General features: G+C 71.8%; 13 protein-coding genes. 6 read left to right on the top strand and 7 right to left on the bottom strand.

Translation table 11 applies throughout. The annotated features are described in order from the left end of the window. Positions 1–140: 140 nt before the first annotated feature. Positions 141–1,082, bottom strand: a complete 942-nt coding sequence (locus ACFVSN_RS07525; RefSeq protein WP_387953926.1) for a TIGR01777 family oxidoreductase — start codon at positions 1,080–1,082, stop codon at positions 141–143. Positions 1,083–1,236: 154 nt separating this feature from the next. On the opposite strand from ACFVSN_RS07525, the gene ACFVSN_RS07520 reads away from it, so the two are divergent. Beyond that, on the top strand, positions 1,237–1,884 hold the full coding sequence (locus ACFVSN_RS07520) for a PadR family transcriptional regulator (protein ID WP_387953925.1): 648 nt from the start codon (positions 1,237–1,239) through the stop codon (positions 1,882–1,884). After that, positions 1,881–3,356 carry an FAD-dependent monooxygenase gene (locus tag ACFVSN_RS07515; protein WP_387953923.1) on the top strand — a complete coding sequence of 492 codons (1,476 nt, stop codon included), beginning with the start codon at positions 1,881–1,883 and terminating at the stop codon, positions 3,354–3,356. The genes ACFVSN_RS07520 and ACFVSN_RS07515 overlap by 4 nt, the downstream gene beginning before the upstream one ends. 49 nt (positions 3,357–3,405) lie before the next feature. Here the strand turns inward: ACFVSN_RS07515 and ACFVSN_RS07510 are convergent, their stop codons facing one another. Beyond that, on the bottom strand, positions 3,406–4,014 hold the full coding sequence (locus ACFVSN_RS07510) for a hypothetical protein (protein ID WP_387953922.1): 609 nt from the start codon (positions 4,012–4,014) through the stop codon (positions 3,406–3,408). 137 nt (positions 4,015–4,151) lie between these two features. On the opposite strand from ACFVSN_RS07510, the gene ACFVSN_RS07505 reads away from it, so the two are divergent. Further along, on the top strand, positions 4,152–4,652 hold the full coding sequence (locus tag ACFVSN_RS07505) for a DUF4265 domain-containing protein (RefSeq protein WP_387953920.1): 501 nt from the start codon (positions 4,152–4,154) through the stop codon (positions 4,650–4,652). Positions 4,653–4,815: 163 nt separating this feature from the next. On the opposite strand, the gene ACFVSN_RS07500 is transcribed toward ACFVSN_RS07505, so the two are convergent. Further along, a complete protein-coding gene (locus ACFVSN_RS07500; protein WP_387953918.1) occupies positions 4,816–10,167 on the bottom strand; it encodes a glycosyl hydrolase family 18 protein in 5,352 nt (1,783 codons plus the stop codon). Between the two features lie 307 nt (positions 10,168–10,474). Here ACFVSN_RS07500 and ACFVSN_RS07495 point away from each other — a divergent pair, with 307 nt between their 5' ends. Beyond that, complete coding sequence (locus ACFVSN_RS07495) at positions 10,475–11,566, top strand: VWA domain-containing protein (RefSeq protein WP_387953916.1); 1,092 nt, start codon at positions 10,475–10,477, stop codon at positions 11,564–11,566. On the opposite strand, the gene ACFVSN_RS07490 is transcribed toward ACFVSN_RS07495, so the two are convergent. Further along, a complete protein-coding gene (locus ACFVSN_RS07490; RefSeq protein WP_387953915.1) occupies positions 11,556–12,740 on the bottom strand; it encodes a HEAT repeat domain-containing protein in 1,185 nt (394 codons plus the stop codon). The two genes, ACFVSN_RS07495 and ACFVSN_RS07490, sit on opposite strands and share 11 nt — an antisense overlap. Positions 12,741–12,836: 96 nt before the next feature. Next, a complete protein-coding gene (locus tag ACFVSN_RS07485; protein WP_380443946.1) occupies positions 12,837–13,550 on the bottom strand; it encodes a flavodoxin family protein in 714 nt (237 codons plus the stop codon). Between the two features lie 133 nt (positions 13,551–13,683). Here ACFVSN_RS07485 and ACFVSN_RS07480 point away from each other — a divergent pair, with 133 nt between their 5' ends. Continuing rightward, positions 13,684–14,589, top strand: a complete 906-nt coding sequence (locus tag ACFVSN_RS07480) for a LysR family transcriptional regulator (protein ID WP_387953913.1) — start codon at positions 13,684–13,686, stop codon at positions 14,587–14,589. 16 nt (positions 14,590–14,605) lie between these two features. Here the strand turns inward: ACFVSN_RS07480 and ACFVSN_RS07475 are convergent, their stop codons facing one another. Then, complete coding sequence (locus ACFVSN_RS07475) at positions 14,606–15,028, bottom strand: hypothetical protein (protein WP_387953911.1); 423 nt, start codon at positions 15,026–15,028, stop codon at positions 14,606–14,608. A 195-nt stretch (positions 15,029–15,223) separates the two neighbouring features. Between ACFVSN_RS07475 and ACFVSN_RS07470 the strand changes: the two genes are divergently transcribed. Beyond that, positions 15,224–15,577 carry a MazG nucleotide pyrophosphohydrolase domain-containing protein gene (locus ACFVSN_RS07470; protein ID WP_387953909.1) on the top strand — a complete coding sequence of 118 codons (354 nt, stop codon included), beginning with the start codon at positions 15,224–15,226 and terminating at the stop codon, positions 15,575–15,577. Positions 15,578–15,584: 7 nt separating this feature from the next. Here ACFVSN_RS07470 and ACFVSN_RS07465 read toward each other — a convergent pair whose 3' ends face one another. Then, positions 15,585–16,829 carry an enoyl-[acyl-carrier-protein] reductase FabV gene (locus ACFVSN_RS07465; RefSeq protein ID WP_387953907.1) on the bottom strand — a complete coding sequence of 415 codons (1,245 nt, stop codon included), beginning with the start codon at positions 16,827–16,829 and terminating at the stop codon, positions 15,585–15,587. Positions 16,830–16,909 lie beyond the last annotated feature (80 nt).

Below are 16,909 nucleotides of genomic sequence, written 5' to 3'. Positions count from 1 at the left end.
CGGGGCTCGGCCGCCCCGACGAGCATGTCCCGACGAGCATGTCCCGCCGCAGACCTCCCAGCCACTCGGCGGCCCTGGCGGCCCCGGCAGTCCTGTCCTGGCGGCCCCGGCGGCCTGGGCGGCCTGGGCGACGGAGGCCGTCACCGCCCGCGCAGCCGCCGCACCAGGTCGCGGGCGGCCTGCGGCCAGTCCGGGTGCTCGAAGGCGAAGCCCGCGTCCAGCAGTCTGGTCGGCACGACGCGGCGGCTCTTCAGCAGCAGCTCGGTCTCCGAGCGCAGCGCGAAGGCGCCGAGCTCGGCCATCCAGCGCGTGGCGGGCAGGGCGAGCGGCATGCCCCAGGCCGCCCGCAGGTCGCGCATGAACTCGCGCTGGGGCAGCGGGTGCGGGGCGGCGAGGTTGACCGGGCCGGCGAGGTCGTCCCGGGTGGCGAGGAACTCGACGGCGCGGACGAAGTCCCGCTCGTGGATCCAGGACACGTACTGCGCGCCGCCCGCGATCGGCCCGCCGGCGCCGAGTCGGGCCAGCCAGGAGAGCGAGTCGAACGCCCCGCCGCGCTCCGGCCCGAGGACGACGGCGGTGCGCAGCGCGAGGCGGCGGGTGTGCGGGGTGTCGGCCTCGGCCTGGGCGTCCTCCCACGCGCGGGCGATGTCGATGCTGTACCGCCAGGAGGCCGGGGCGCCGGGCTCGGCGCCGCCGATCACGCCGTCGAGTTCGTCGTTGGGCGCGTCGTGGCGGTGGGCGTAGACGGTCGCGGTGCTCATCTGGAGCCAGACGGCGGGCGGGCGCCGGGCGGCGGCGATGGCCCGGCCGACGGCCCGGGTGGAGAGCACCCGGGAGTCCATCATGGCCCGCCGGTTCTCGTCCGTGTAGCGGCAGTTGACGCTGCGCCCGGCGAGGTTGAGCACCACGTCGCTGCCGTCGACCTCGGTCGCCCAGGCTCCGAGGTGCTGACCGTCCCACCAGACCTGGCGGGGCCCGGCTGGCCGGCGGCTGAGGACGACGACGCGGTGGCCGGCGGCGGTCAGGCGGTGGTCGAGCAGGGTGCCGAGCGCGCCGGAGCCGCCGGGAATGACGATCTTCATGGGTTCCCCCCTCATTTCGGGTTTCGAGCCTAGCGCCTCAATTGAACGCGTTCAAATATCTCGCGCCGCGCGATCGGTGGTTCACATCGGTTAGCCGGATCCGTATAGTTGGATCCGGCTAACCGAGACCGACTAGAGATCGGCGAGTACCTCGATGGCGAAACGAAAGATCTCCAACACGCTGGCGCTGGCCGTGCTGGGCCTGCTGCAGGAACAGCCGATGCACCCGTACGAGATGGCCTCCACCCTGCGGGGACGGCACAAGGACAGCAGCTTCAAGGTCAACTCCGGCTCCCTGTACGACACGGTCGAGTCGCTCGTGCGGCACGGCTGGATCGAGCCGGTCGAGACGGCGCGCGACGGCCGGCGGCCGGAGCGCACCGTGTACGCGGTCACCGGCCTGGGCCAGGACGAGTTCGTCCAGTGGATCGACGAACTGCTGCGCACGCCCGTCGCGGAGTACCCGAAGTTCATGGCCGCGGTGTCCTACCTCGGCGCGCTCGGTCCGGACGGGGCGGCGGAGGCGCTCGCCGAACGGGCGGAGCACCTGGCCCGGCGGATCGAGGAGACGGGCGCGGTGCTGGCCGACACGGTCGGCTCCGGCGGCGTCCCCCGGCTGTTCATGATCGAGGTCGAGTGCGCGCTGCACGCCTGGGAGGCCGAACTGGCCTGGACGCGGCGGACGATCGCCGAGATCCGCGCCGGCAGCCTCGCCTGGCCCGGGGCCGAACGGACCGAACGGACCGAGCAGGGCTGGACCTGGTCCGACCCGACGGACGAGAAGGGAACCACCACCCGATGACCGAGGTGCTGATCGTGGGAGCCGGCCCGGCCGGGCTGTTACTCGCGAGCGAACTGCGGCTCGCCGGCGTCGACACGGTCGTGCTCGAACGTCACCCGCGGCGGCCGGACTTCTGCCGCGGCTTCAACCTCAACGCCCGCGCCCTGGACCTGCTGGCCCGGCGCGGCCTCGCCGAACGGCTGATCGCCGAGGGCTGGCAGGTTCCGCACGCCGCGTTCTCCGGCCTGCCCGTGACGCTCACCCTCGCGGGCGCGCACACCGGCCACCCGTACTCGCTGGGCATCCCGCAGACCCGGGTCGAGGAGGTCCTGGAGCAGCACGCCCTCGACCTGGGCGCCGGCATCCGGCGCGGACACGAACTGCTCGCGCTGGAACAGGACTTCGAGTCCGTCACCGCCACCGTGTCCGCCGACGGAGGCGAGTACCGCATCCGGGCTGCGTACCTGGTCGGGTGCGACGGCGGCCGCAGCACCGTCCGCAAACGGGCCGGCATCGACTTCCCCGGCACGGCGGCGACCCGCTTCTCCCTCCTCGGCGACGTCGAGCTCGCCGACCCGCAGGCGCTGCCGTTCGGCGTGACCACCGGCCCCGGCGGCAGCGTGTTCGCGATACCCCGCCCCGGCTACGTGCGGGTCATCACCACCGACCGCCGGCCGCCCGCCGACCAGGACACCCCGGTCACCCTCGACCTGCTGCAGACCGCCGTGGACGAAGCGCTCGGCCGTCACGTCGAACTGCGGGCCCCGCGCTGGCTGACCCGCTTCGGCGACGCCGCCCGGCAGGCGGCCGAGTACGTCCGGGGCAGGATCGTCCTCGCCGGGGACGCCGCGCACATCCACCCGCCGGCCGGGGCGATCGGCGTCAACCTCGCCCTGGACGACGCGTTCAACCTTGGCTGGAAGCTCGCCGCCACCGTCCGCGGCACCGCCCCGGCCCACCTGCTCGACAGCTACCACGCCGAACGCCACGCCGCCGGAGCGCACGTGCTGGCGAACACCCGCGCCCAGGTGCTGCTCGGCGAGCCGGGCGCGCTCGGCGACCGGCTCGCCCCGCTCACCGACCTGCTCACCCGCGTCGCCCACCACCCCGACGGCAACCGCGCCCTCGCCGAGACGGTCACCGGCCTGGACACCCGCTACGAGACGCGCCCCGACACCGGCCACCCCTGGCTGGGCCGCCTCGCCCCCGACCTCACCCTGACCACCGGCCACGGCCGCACCCGCCTCAGCGAGCTGCTCGCCCCGGGGCGCGGCGTCCTGCTCGACCTGACGGGGGGAACGGATGTCCGCGCGGCTGCCGCAGGATGGGCGGACCGCGTGGGCCTCGTCACCGCGACCTGCCCCGACCACCCCGACCTCGACGCCGTCCTCCTGCGCCCCGACGGCCACACCGCCTGGCTACGCACCACCGAGGATGACGACGAGACCGACGGGCTCCGGCAGGCGCTCCGGCACTGGTACGGAACACCCTGATCGTCGACCGCCTCCGCAGGTGGGTCCGTCCGCTACAGCGGTTCGTCGGCTACAGCAGCCCGACCAGGAACCGCACCGCCAGCACGCAGCCGAGCAACAGGAACCCGCCCAGGAGCCACAGTCCCGCGCCGAACGCGAGGCCGCCCAGACGGTCACCGAGGGTCAGAGGGGCGCCGTCCCACGGCTCCTCGTCCTGGGCGGGGACCGGAGCGGGAAGCGGGCCGGCGAGATCCAGGCGCATGTGCTCCTCGGAGCAGTACGTACGGTCGAGCACCTCGGCGGCCCGGCGATCGATCTCCAGGGCCAACCACCCCTCGGGCAGTTCGAACCTCTCGCCGAGTGCGGTCCGGGGCTCCCGGATGCCGCAGAAGGCGCAGACCTCCGGCTCCTGAAGGCCCGTAGGCCGTTTCGACCCGGACATCCCTCCGTCCGCAGCGGCATCCGGTGTCACCACCGGGGTGGCACCGGTGGTCGCCGGCGCATCCTCGGGCTGCCGGAGCTCGGACACGACGAACAGGACGGTGGCAGCACAGAGGGCGCCCACGGCCGCGGCCGTGTACTGCGGCCGGTCGTCCTGCACGAAGGCGAAAGCGGCCCCGCAGATCAGGAGCAGGAGCCAGGCCCAGGTCCGGAAGCCGCGGAAGTGGAAGCGGTGCATCCGGTGATCCTGCCAGGCCCCGAAGACCACGCACCAATCGTGTCCCGGCACCTTGCCCGACCTTCGGATCGGTGCTCGGGGCCGCGGACCCGATGTCGCGCCGTTCACCCCGCGCGGAGCACGGTCATGATGGTGACGTGACGAACAGCAAAGAGAACCACGTGAAGGTCCACTACCCGCTGGACGTGGACGAGAACGGCTGGCCGCCGGTGGGCGTCGAGAGCCTGTGGGCGGAGGACCTCGGCGACGGGACGGTCCGCGTCGCCAACGCCCCGTGGTTCGCGCAGGGCGTCGCGAGCGGCGACGTCGTCCGGGTCGAGGTCGACGACGACGGCGTGCGCTGGGCGGAGGAGACCGTCGACGCCTCGGACCACTGCACCATCCGGCTGATCGTGCTGCAGGACGGCGGCTCGGCCGGGGCCCGGCAGTCCGTGCTGGACGAGTTCCAGCGGCTCGGCGCGACCGGCGAGGGCGTCGAGCGGTTCGGGATGGTCGCGCTGGACGTCCCGCCCTCGGCCGACCTGCCGGGCATCCGCGCCCTGCTGGAGCGCGGCGACGCGGAGGGCCGGTGGGACTGGGAGGAAGGCTGCGTCACCGCCGCCTGGGCCGCGCACGACGGGGCCGCCGACGACGACTGACGGCGGGGCCGGTCGAGCGGCCGGAGCACGGACCGTGCTGCGCCCCGACCTCCGAAAGGCCGTGGGGCCGCATCCGGGTGGATGCGGCCCCACGGGTCACAGGTCTCGCAGGTCTCACAGGTCTCACAGGTCGTGCAGGTCGTGCGGGTCGTGCGGGTCGGGCTCAGCCCGTCGGGCCGAGGCGCGACCAGCTGTCGGACGGGTCACTGGTGTTCGGGGTCCCGTGGTTGTCGGGGCCCTTGGTCCACCACCGCGCCTTCCAGTAGTAGCCGTTGTACGAGACCACCGTGCGCGTGGCGCCGTCCGGGTCGCCCGCGACGATGGCCGTGCCGGGCTGCGCGCCGCTGTTCCTGGGCTCGGCGACGAAGCCCGCGTAGGAGGTCAGCCCGTACGCGCTGCCGTCCTTCGGGACGCCGCCGCTGAAGGCGTTGCCCTGGGCGTCGAGGAAGCGCCACCACTGGCCGTTGCTCCAGTCGCAGTCGCGCACCGTGAGGCTGCCGAGGCGCTGGTCTGCGCCGAGGCACTGCTCGTGGCCGCTGGTCGTGCTCTTGATCCGGTACCAGCCGGGGCCGCCCTCCTCGCTGACGTTCCAGAGCTGGTTGGCGTTGCCGTTCTGCGAGTCGACCAGGTGGGCGGTGGTCCAGCTGCCCGGGTGGTCGATCACGTTACCGCTGTTGAAGTCCTGGATCTTCCAGAGGTCGCCGGTCTTCCACAGGGCGAACGGCGCGAAGGCCGGGTTGTAGGTGCGGGCCGGGTCCCAGGGCTCGGCCTGGCAGGACGAGCCGCCGGTGGCGCCCAGTGTGGCCGGGGTGGTGCCCTTGCGGGCGTCCTGGGCGAGCCCGTACTCCGTGCCGTTCACCTTGATCTTGAAGTTGGCCGGGCCGGTAATCGGCAGGTAGTACTTGATCCCGATGTCCCGCGCCTTCCCGGCCGGGACGTCCTCGCAGTACCCGAGCCTGATCGTCACCCGGTGGAAGTCCGCCTTCAGACCGCCGACGTTCGGGCCGGTCCGGCCGGGCGCCACGGCGCCGGTCATCTCGTGCCAGGCCTCGTCCTTGATCAGCGGGGGAGTGGAGGTCGGGATGTCGAAGGACAGCTCGGTACCGGCCGGGAGGGTCTGGCCGGTGTTGTTGGTGATCCGCAGCTTGGGCTGCATCGGCCACAGCTGCGCGTTGTCGGACGGGAAGTCCGCGAGCTCGGCCTTGACGTCCAGGGTCTGCTGCGGGAGCGCCTGGTCGCTGCGCACCGCGCCGGGCGCGCCGGAGCCGCGCAGGGTCTGGTCGACGAGGGTGGTCATGTCGTAGCCCATGCCCCACTCTCCGTTGGAGCGCTTGGTGTAGTCGCCGCCGAGCTCCCAGATCATCGCGCCGCCGATGCCGTTGTCGGCGATGTACTGGGCCTTGGCCTTGATCGACTGGTCGTCCTCGGTGGAGATGAAGACCTTCTTGGCGTCGTTCCAGAGCCAGGTCGACTGGGTGGCCGGGTCGAAGTTCCGCTCGTAACCGCCGACCTGCTGGTTCGGGTTCACCCTGTAGTCCGGGAGGTAGCCCGGCCGGATCCCGTCCTGGAGGTTCTTGGCGTGCCACAGCGGGTTCGAGCCGGCCCCGACCTCGTTGCCCATGACGTCGGTGTCGTGCCACACGTTGTCGATGCCGGTGGCGCCGTTGCCGCACTTCTGGGCGAGCCCGGTGCCCGGCTGGCACTTGGACTGGTCGCCCTCGGCGGTGCCCCACAGGCCCTTGGTGCCGCCCGTGACGCCCTGCCAGCCGCGGGTGTAGTACGGGACGCCGATGTTGATGCGGCCGGCCTGCAGCGCGCCCCGGTAGTAGTGGTAGGCCCAGTCGGTGTTGAAGTAGCCGGTCTTCTGGTAGTCCTTGGTGTTCGGGTCGGTGTCGTTGTAGATCCCGGCGGCGGCCATCTCGTTGTCCTGGCCGCTGTCGTACAGCGGCGCCTGCGGGCCGACGTAACTGTTCCACGAGCCGTGCAGGTCGTAGGACATCACGTTGACGAAGTCCTGGTACTGCAAGGCCTGCTGGTTCTCCTCGCCGCGCACCAGGTACCCGGAGGACGAGGCCGCCGAGGTCAGCAGGAAGTAGCGGCTGTTGGCGGCGCCGGACTGGTCGAGCTTGGCGCGCAGCGTCTTCATCAGCGCGACGTAGCCCGCCTGGAGGCCGGCCCGGCGGGGATTGGCGATGCCCTGGTCGTTGGGGTTGCCGGAGTTCTGGAGCGAGGCCGGGTACTCGTAGTCGATGTCGACGCCGTCGAAGCCGTACTGGTTCAGGAAGGCGGCGACGGAGTCCGCGAAGGTGTTGATCCCGGCTTGGTTGACCGAGCCGTCGGCGTTGGTGGCCATGGTGTAGAAGCCCTGGGTCTGGGCCCAGCCGCCGACCGAGATTAGCGTCTTCACCTGCGGGTGCTGGCGCTTGTACCGGGTCAGGAGGTTGAAATGGCCCTGGTACGGGAGGGACGGGTCCATCTCGGCGCCCGCCACACCGGGCCAGGTCGTCTTGGTCGCCTCGTCACCGACGGCGATCCGGTTGTCCTGGCCTACCGAGGCGAAGGCGTAGTTGACGTGGCTGACCTTCGACCAGGGGATGTTCTTGACGAGGTAGCGCGGCTCGCCGTTGGCGCCGGTGCGCCAGCCGGTGAAGTACCCGACCACGCGCTTGTCCCGGCCGCCGAGCCACTCCCGGCCGCTGGTGTCGTAGACGTCGCAATAGCGGGCGCCCGGGCTGGGCGTCATCCCGTCCGGGCGGCAGTCGCCGGAGGCGGCGGGCTTGGCCTGCCGGTCGTCCGGGGTGGCGTCGAACGGGTCACCCGCGTCCGTGGCGGAGCCCACCGGGGACTCGCCGCAGTCCACCTGGACGGCGCGCGAGCCGTCGTTGCCGTCGGTGACGGCGAGGCACTTCTGGGTGGCCTGGTTGCGCAGCCACGTCCCGGCGTGGGTCCACTTCTGGTTGGGGTTCGGGCCGCAGCCCCACTGCTGCACGGTGCCGCTGGGGACGTCGACGTCCAGGCACTTGCCGCTGTTGGCGTTGACCACCCGGGACTGGTTGTCCAGGGTCCACTGCTGGTTCCTGCTGCCGCCGCAGCCCCACTGCTGCACCTTGGCCCCGTCCGCCTGGCCGTTGGTGCTGCCCAGGTCGACGTCCAGGCACTTGTTGGTGACCATGCTGCGGATCTCGCCGGGGCCGACGCTCCAGTCCCGGTTGTCCGTGCTGTGCCGACCGGACTCGCCGCCGGCGGGGGTGAGCGTGACGGACGTGTTGTGTCCGATGATCTGGGAGATCAGCTCGCCGCCGGGATAGTCCATCATCATGACGCCGGTGCGGCCGCCGGTGTCGGAGTTCTTGAAGTAGTCCCAGGCCCAGTGGTTGACGCCCCACGTGCCCCCGGCGCCGCCGGCCACGCTGTACGGGTAGGCGCCGGCGCTGGCCCCGGTCAGGTAGTTGAAGTAGAGGGCGGTGCCGTCGGTGTCCGCGCGCGTCTTGGTCAGGTGCGCGAGGACCTTGTCCCACTTGGGCTTGATGTCGGCGACGGTCGGGATGTCGTAGTCGTTCTGGACGCGGGCGTCCACCGAGGCCGTCTTCAGCCCCCACTCGCCGTACAGGCCGCCGTGCGGGCCGCGGAAGGAGTTGAGCACGATCCGCCCGCGCACCTGGCCGAGCAGCGGCGTGTCGGCCGACTGGCCGCGCGTGACCGAAGGCGTCCAGAAGTACCGCTGGTAGCGGTCCACGTACTTCTGGAACTCGTCACCCATCAACTGCTGCGTCTCGGCGGTGGACAGCTCCGTCTTCTGCGGCAGCCGCGGACCGCAGGGCCGGTGCGAGCCGACGATGCCGCAGTCGTCCGGGACGTCCGGCCACACGGTCTTGTAGACGGTGTTCTCGGTCTTGAGGCTGAGCAGCACCGTCTCGGTGGGGTGCGCGTCGAGCCACTTGGTCAGCGGGTCGAGGACGCCGAAGCCGAACGCCGCGTGCTGGCCCATGATCCCGTGCCACAACCAGAGCTTGTCGTCCGCGCTGTCGCCGTCGGGGTCGACCCGGATGTCGATCGACCGGATGCCGGCGTTCAACTGGTCGACGAGGGACGTCTGCTGGTCGTTGTCCCACTCCTGTGTGGTGACGGCGTCACCGCCGTAGTGGGACATGGTCTCGTGCGTGCCGGGGATCGACAGCGAGCCCAGCGGGGCGGAGTCCTCGACGTTGTTCATCCACATCGGGTTCGAGGTGGTCTTCAGGCTCTCGTAGTAAGGCCAGCCGTAGGAGTTCGTCGCGGGGGTGTTGGGGGTGTCGCGGTAGAAGGCGATCCGGTCGTCGAGCTTGCCCATCGACGTGCACCCGAACGAGTTCGGCCCCGGGGCCTGCGGCCTGGGGTCGGTGATCACGGCGGCGAGCAGGTTGAGGCACGTCTGCTGCGCCCGCTGTCCGAACGCGTTCGGATGGATGGCCTCCTGCATGTCACCCCAGTTCGCCTTCGCGTCCTCGGGCTTGAACGGGATCCACCGGACCCACTCGGCGTCGCGCGGCTTGATGGGGTTCGTCGCGTTGTCCTTGGTGGCCTGAGCGGCATCCGTGTTGCACAGTTCGTGCCCGAGGAAGAGCTTGCCGAGATCCAGGAACGTGGCCTGCTGGTCGGCCGCTGCGCGCTTCAGGGCCCCGCGCAGGCTCGTGATGACTGTTTCCCGCGCCCAGTCGATGTCCTTGTCCCTGAAGGGGCAGCGACCCGAGGTCCAGCGCTTGTAGGACACCGACTCCCAGTAACGCATCTGGCTCGACGGCGGCAGGACGTTCGGGTAGGACTGGAGGACGAGTTGGTAGGAGTCCGGCGTGTAGTTGTTGCCGGCCGTCATGGCCTTCCTGATCGCGGCCAGCGCCGTCTCGATCTTGACCTGGACCCGTGCTATGTCCTGGCGGAAGGTGTTGGAGGTGTTGCCGCCCTCCTTGCTGCAGAGATCGCCGTTGATCGCCCCCCAGGAAGCGGCGCAGGCCGCGATGATGTCGGAGAAGTGGATGTCGTTCCCGCCGATCGACACCACGATCATCTTGATCCGGCGGCTCTTGTCCGCCGCGATCGCGGCCAGTTGGTCGGCCTGCGACGTGGGCTCCTTCCAACCCGGGACCGTCGAGGTGATGTTGTCCGTGGTGGCGCCGGAGCAGGCGAGGTTGATGCGCTCGGGATCAGGGCTGTGCGGGATCTGGACACCGGTGATCTCGGCCATGCTGGAACGGTCGCACTTGTTCCCCCCGGGGTCGTACGAGGTGTCGACGGTGCTGCCGTCCGCCCGGGGGATGTTCTTGTAGACGGCGGTGGAACTGTCCGTTCCCCAGGCGCCCGCGTCGTCCGTGAACGCGTTCCCGGCCCATCGCCCGCCCTCGCCGGAGATGAAGCTGTCGCCCATCGAGATCACCACCGGATGGGCGTCCGGGTTGGGATCGGCCGCGGCGGACTGCGCGGGCGTCGCCACGGTCTGGGCGACCGCGGACAGCAGGGCCGTCGACAGGAGGACGGCCATGCCGCGGAGCAGACCCGGTGGTCGGCGCCGAGGCCGTGGTGGTGCGGAGGTGTGCACTGACGTGTCCTTTCCGGCGGCTCCCGAACGGGAACCGGACCGGGCGAGGAAACCGTGCTGACGTGCACAGGACGTCGACGTCGCGTCAACGCGGGCGTCGGCAGCGGCGCCGGCGCAGGGTGTACGGGTCGTCAGAATCCGTGGAACCGCAGGTCGGAGCGTCATTGTCAGTGCCGCCCCATAGTGTGGAACCAACGTCGGAGGGGGCGCCGGAACGGCGTCGGACGGGCGTTGGGAGAGGGGTAGGACCATGGCTGTGAACAGGATCAAGCACAAGGTCAACCACGTGTCGCTCGTGGTCGACAAGTCCGGTTCGATGCGCCAGCACGAGGGGCAACTCGTGCGGGTGGTGGACGAGTTCGTGAAGGGGCTGCAGGAGGAGTCGGACCGGCTCGGGCACGAGACGCGGATCAGCCTCTACGCGTTCGACCACGAGGTGCAGAACCTGGTCTGGGACATGGACGTCAAGCACCTGCCGTCGCTCAAGGGGCTCTACCAGGTCGACAACGGTGCGACGGCGCTGATCGAGGCGGCCGTGAAGTCCTTCGACGACCTGAAGAACATCTGGGAGGGCTACGGCGAGCACTCGTTCCTCCAGGTCGTCGTCACCGACGGCGAGGAGAACGCCTCCGGCTGCTCGGAGAACGGGCAGATGCACATCCGCATGAACGCCACCGAGGGCGCCGCCGTCCTGCGCTCGTGGACGGACCGGATCCGGCAGGCCATGGACGACCTGCCCGACCACTGGACCTCGGCGATCCTGGTGCCGAACTCCCTGGCCAAGCGCACCGCCCAGGGGTACGGGTTCCCGGCGGGCAACATCGCGATCTGGGACGCGGACTCCAGCAAGGGCGTCGAGGAGGCCATCGGCACCGTCAAGTCGGCCGCCACGAGCTTCCTGCGCGGGCGCGAGCAGGGTGTGCGCGGCACGAAGAACCTGTTCACCATGGGCCAGGACCTGAGCACGGCCGACGTGAAGGCCAGCCTCGACGCCCTGGACGCCGGCAAGTACACGCTGATCCCGGTCGACGAGCAGGTACAGATCCGCGAGTTCGTCACCCGCTCCGGGCAGGAGTACAAGACCGGCTGCGCCTTCTACGAGCTGTCCAAGCGCGAGAAGATCCAGGGCTCCAAGCAACTCGCCGTGGCGGAGAAGGACCCGGCCACCGGCAAGATGACGGGACGGGTGTTCTCGGGCCCGGCGGCCCGTCAGCTCCTGGGCCTGCCGCAGTCGGAGGTCACGGTGAAGCCGGGGGAGAACCCGTCGTACACCGTGTTCGTGCAGTCGACGTCCGTCAACCGGAAGCTGGTGCCGGGCACCCGGCTGCTCGTCATCCGGTAGCCGGGTCGGTGGTCGGGCCGGGGGTCGGGCCGGCGGCCGAGTCCGCCCGGCGCATGCGGTGCGCGGTGCGCAGGCCCTGTTTGGCGGCGGTCGCGACCAGGCCGCCGAGCGTGGTCCTGGCGAGGTCGTGGGCCACGAGGCGCTCCAGCACCGGCAGCGCGCGGTCGTCGGCGGTGGAGCCGAGGGCGCGACAGGCCAGGGCGCGCAGGTCCGGGTCGGGGTCGGCGGTGAGGGCGATCAGGTCGTCGACCACTGCCGGGCCGAAGGCGGCTATGGCCGCGGCGAGGTGACCGGCCTTCGGGTTCCGGCGCTCCAGCATGGTCTGCCAGAGCGCGGCGAGTGCGTCGTCGCCGCCGATGTCGCCGAGGGCGCGGGCGGCCGCGGTGCGGACCCACCCGTTGTCGTCGTTCAGCCGGGTGGCGAGCGCGGGGACGGCGGTCCCGGCCCCGAGGAGGCCGAGTGCCTCGCAGGCGCCCTCGCGGGTTTGCGGGTCGGGGTGTTCCAGCAGGGCGGTGATCAGTGGGACGGCGCTCCGGAACCCGAGTTCGCCACAGGCGACCGCGGACCACCGCACCCCGCGGTGCCCGGTGTCGGCAACGGCCCGCAGGAGGCCAGGTTCGAGGTCCGCGTCACCGAAGAGGGCGATCCGGTTGAGGGCCTTCGTCCAGACGGTGACGTCCTGCGTGCGGTGGTCGGAGGCGACGTCGTGCAGGGCCGCGAGGGCCTGCGGGTGGCCGAGTTCGGCCCACTGCAGCAGCGCGTCGATCGCCCGGATCCGGGCCGTGCGGCCCGCCCGCAGCTCGGCGGCGTGGACGGTGACCAGGGAGGCCGGCCCGTCGGGCATGTGGCCGAGCGCGTCCCCGAGCGGCCCCGCGAGCGAGGGTTCGAGCCCGCCCAGCCGCAGGGCGAGCAGGCCGATCCGCTCGCCGACGTCCTCGTCGTAGAGCGCGTTGCGGCACAGGTTGGCGGAGAGCTTGCCGACCGTACGGAACAGCAGGAACGCGGGGTCGGCCCCGTCGAGGGCGTCGATCCGGCCGGACATCGCCGCGGCGACGGCGGCCTGCGGGCGACCGGTGGCCCGCAGGACCGCCTCCGCCCACACGAGCGGTTCGGCCTGCTGCTCGTACAGGAGGCGGCCCCACAGGCGGCGGACGGCGGCGCTGTCGTCGGTCATGCGGTGATCGTTCCACGCGGGGCGCCCCCGGCCAACGGCTTTTCACGGCCGCGGGCCGGGCGCGCCCCGAAGCCGGCGAGGGGCGGAACGACCAGGTCAGGCGGCGGCCGTCGCCCGGAGGGCGGCCGACAGGTCGCGGGCCTCGTGCTCGGTCATCCGGGGCGTCTCGTACGGCACCGCGTTGACCCAGCGCTGCGCCAGCCGCGCGATCCGCTCGCCGTAGCGCTCCGCCGTGATCAGGTCGCCACGCGATCCGGCCTGCTCCGGGCCCAGGTCGGCGTGACTCTGGCTCATCAGGCCGAGCCACGAGCCCAGCCGGTTGACGTCGTCGCGGGTGCCGCCGCTCCAGTTGTTGCCCGGCATGTCGCCGACGCCGACCCACTGCATGCCCATCTGGGCGCCGAAGACCGCCAGTTGCTCCAGGACCGTCAGCTTGTCGCCGCTCTGCGAGGCGGACATGGTGAACGCGCCGGCCAGCTTGTCCTTCCACGCCTGCGTCGTGAACGGGGTGAACGCCGCCTCCATGAACGCCTTGAACACCGCCGACACACTGCCCATCAGGGTCGGGCTGCCGAAGACGATCGCGTCGGAGCGGCCGAGCAGCGCCATCACCTCCGGATCGCGCCAGCGGCCCGCCGTGACGTCCTCCGCCCGGATCTCGACGACGTGCACCTGCGCGCCCGGCACCACCCGGGCCCCGTCCGCGAGGTGCTCGGCCAGCACCCGGGTGTGCCCGTGCACCGAGTGGTAGACCACCGTGACGGTGACGGTCGGTGCATCGTGCTCACGGTCAACGCTGTTGACTGCCATGACTGTTCACTACTTCCGTTCGTGGGGAAGCCCTGCTTGCCCCACCATCACAGCCTGCCCGCGGCACGGCATCAACGCCGAACTCCGGCATGCAGCGATCGGCCCCGCCGATCGATCGCGCTAGCCTGGCCCCGTGGACAGGATCGAACTCGAAGCATTCGTCGCGGTCGCGGAAGAACTCCACTTCGGCCGCGCCGCCGCACGCCTGCACCGCGGGCAGCCCACCGTCAGCGACGCCGTCCGACGGCTGGAGAGCGCTCTGGGCGGCCGGCTCTTCCACCGCACCAGCCGACGGGTGACACTGACCGACCTCGGCGAAGCGCTGCTGCCCGACGCCCGGGCCACCCTCGCCCAGCTGCGCCGCTTCCAGCAGCGCGGACGCGCCCTGGCCGCCGGCGACCGGGCCCGCACCACTCTCGTCGTCGCTCACGCCGAATACACCGGCCAGCAGCTGCTGTTGCGCTGCCTCCCGCAACTGCGCGACCGGTTCCCCGACGTGACGATCGTGCCGGAGTGCATGCCGACCACGGCCCAGCTCACCGCCCTGCGCGCCGAGACGATCGGCCTGGGCATCGGCTGGGCGGCCGGTGGCATCAACGGCGTTCGCGCGAGGGTGCTGTCCACCGAACGCTTCGTGGCACTCGTCCCCGCCGCCCACCCCCTCGCCGGGCACGCCGAGTTGAGCGCGGCCGAGCTCTCCACCACCGACCTGCTCACCTGGCCCCACCAGATCAACAGCGGCCTCTGCGACCGCCTCCTGGCCGCCTTTCAGATCGGCGGAGCCGACCTCCGCATCATCAGGACCGCCGACAGCGTGCAGGCCATCGCCGCCCACGTCGCGGCGGGCGCGGGCATCGGCATCACCGTCGAGTCCGCCCTCGACCACGAGCCGCCGGGACTGCGCATCATCCCCCTCACCGGCCCGTCGACGACCGTCGACCAGGTCGTCCTCACCCCCACCGACCCGACGGACACGGCGACGGCCCTGCGCGACCTGCTGCTCCACGCCTCGAAGGAACCGGCGGTTGCGGATCTCTGACGCCGCTGCCCAGGCGTCAGCCCTTGGCGGCGGGAACCGGTTCGCCCGTGACGCCGTCGACCAGCGCACGGCTGCCGAGCGGCCGGGCCAGGTGCGTGCTCAGCCGGGCCGCACCGCCGTCCTCGCAGCCGATGTCCGGGCCGGAGGCATCGCGGCGTTTCAGGACGATCGTGACCCGGTCGGCCGCTTCGTGGGCGACCAGGTCGGGCCGGTAGTCGCAGCCGCCCCAGTCGACGTGGAGAGAGACCGTGTGGCCGTCGGAGCCGACCGACACCGCGCCGACGCGCGGGTCGTCCACGGCGATCGGGCCCAGCACCGAGGCGTCCCGCACCTTGTACGGCAACGGGTAGGGATCGCCCCAGACGTAGCACGCCGCGACTCCGGCCGCTGCCACGCCCGCCGCGACCAGCCAGCGCCTCTCCCGACGCGTGACTTCCATCCTCAGGCCCCTTTTCGTGCTGTGGAGCCGGCACTGTACCGTCACGGAGGCCGCGGCGACGCACCCCGATCGCCCAGGCCGGTCACACGCGGAGCGGCTGAACCTCTGCCTGCTCACCGGCCGCGCCGTCGGTTGACAACGGCGCGGCAGGGGACGAGGGTCGACTCCCTGAACGGGTCGACGGGGGAGAGGCCGATGAACCTTGAGGAGCTGAAGCGCCGGGCGCTCCACGTCCACGACCTCTATGACGAGCTGAACCGCCGTGAGCGCGGCCGGACGTGGACGCGCGGCGACTTCATGCTCGGATTCGTCGGGGACGTCGGCGATCTGGCCAAGCTCGTCATGGCCGAGGAGGGCGCGCGCGACGTCCCCGGTGGCCGGCCGGCGCTGGAGCACGAACTCGCCGACTGCCTCTGGTCGGTGCTGATCCTCGCCCACCACTACGACGTGGACCTCGAAGCCGCCTTCCGCCGGACCATGTCCGACCTCGGCGCGTCCATCGCCGGCAAGCTCGCCGCCACCGCCGACGGTGAGCACACGGGTTCCTGACGGAACGTCAGTCGACGGTCGGCCATGGCACCGTCGTCTCGGTCGGGGCGGTGTAGTCGGTGCCGGGGACGTCCCAGCCGTAGAGGCGGCCGACCTGGGCCCGGAACCAGGCGGTGTCGGCGAGTTCGGGCAGGGTGTCGGTGGTCGCGGCGGCCCAGCGTTCGTGGACGGCGGCCTGCACCTTGTCGTCCATCTCCCAGCCGTCGAGGCGGATCCGCTGCTCCTCGTCGAGCTGCAGCGGTGCCGCGCCGGTGAGCTGCTGCCACAGGGCGGTGGCCTGCTGCGCGGTGCTCTGGAAGCCGTCGCCGAGGACGGCGTGCAGGAGGCTGGTGTAGAGGGCGATGGACGGGATGGCCGTGGAGGCCTGGGTGACGGCCGCGCCGGCGACCACGGTGTGGGCCCGGCCGCCGAGCGGGGCGAGGTCCTGCTGGAGGCGGTGGGCGGTGTCCTCCAGGTGCCGCTTGGCCGCGCCGATGGTGCCGGCCCGGTAGATCGGCGCGGTGAGGTCGGAGCCGACGTAGGTCAGGGCCACCGTGTGGAAGCCGTCCCGGACGAGGCCGCGGTCCGTCAGGGCGTCGATCCACAGCTTCCAGTCGGCGCCGCCCATGACCTGCACGGTCGCGTCGCGTTCCTGGTCGGCGGCGGGCGCGAGTTCGAGTGAGCCGACGAGCGGGGTGTCGCCGTCGAACTGCAGGGTCTTGGCCCGGTAGGCGGAGCCCAGGGGCTTGATCACGGAGTGGTGGACCTCGCCGGTGCCGGGGTCGGTGCGGCGGGGCGCGGCGACGCTGTAGACGAGGTAGTCGACCTGGCCGTACCGGGTGGCGAGGTGGTCGAGCGCCTCTTCCTTGGCGGCGGCGGAGAAGGCGTCCGCGTTGAGGAACGCGAAGCCGCCGTCCGTCCCGGCGAGCTCCGCGGCGCGGGCCGTCCGGTACCAGCCGGCGGAGGCGGTGCGGCGTTCGGTCTCCGGGGCCTCGAAGGCGATGCCGAGCCCGCGCATGCCGTACGTGCGCAGCGCGGCGACGGTGGCGGCGAGGCCGTAGCCGGCGCTGGAGCCGATGATCAGGGCGACCGGCCCGTCCGCGGCGGCCGGGTCCGCGGCCGCCGGGCCGGTGCGTGCGGTGTCGGCGGGTGCGGTGTCGGTGGGTGCGGGGGCGCGCTCCCAGAGCTCGTCGACGACGGCGGCGCAGCCCCCGGGGTGGGAGTTGAGGTAGAGGAAGCTCCGGTTGCCGGGCTTGATCTCGCGGAGGGTCATCGGTGTCCTTCGTGCCTGGTGACGAGCGTCTTTGTCTTCATCCTGTCGGGTGAGCGGGAGCGGGTATGTGGCGACATGCG

Origin of the sequence: Kitasatospora sp. NPDC057904, from assembly GCF_042887925.1 — a bacterium.
Lineage (GTDB): Bacteria > Actinomycetota > Actinomycetes > Streptomycetales > Streptomycetaceae > Kitasatospora.
This window is presented reverse-complemented; position numbering and strand designations above follow the sequence as displayed.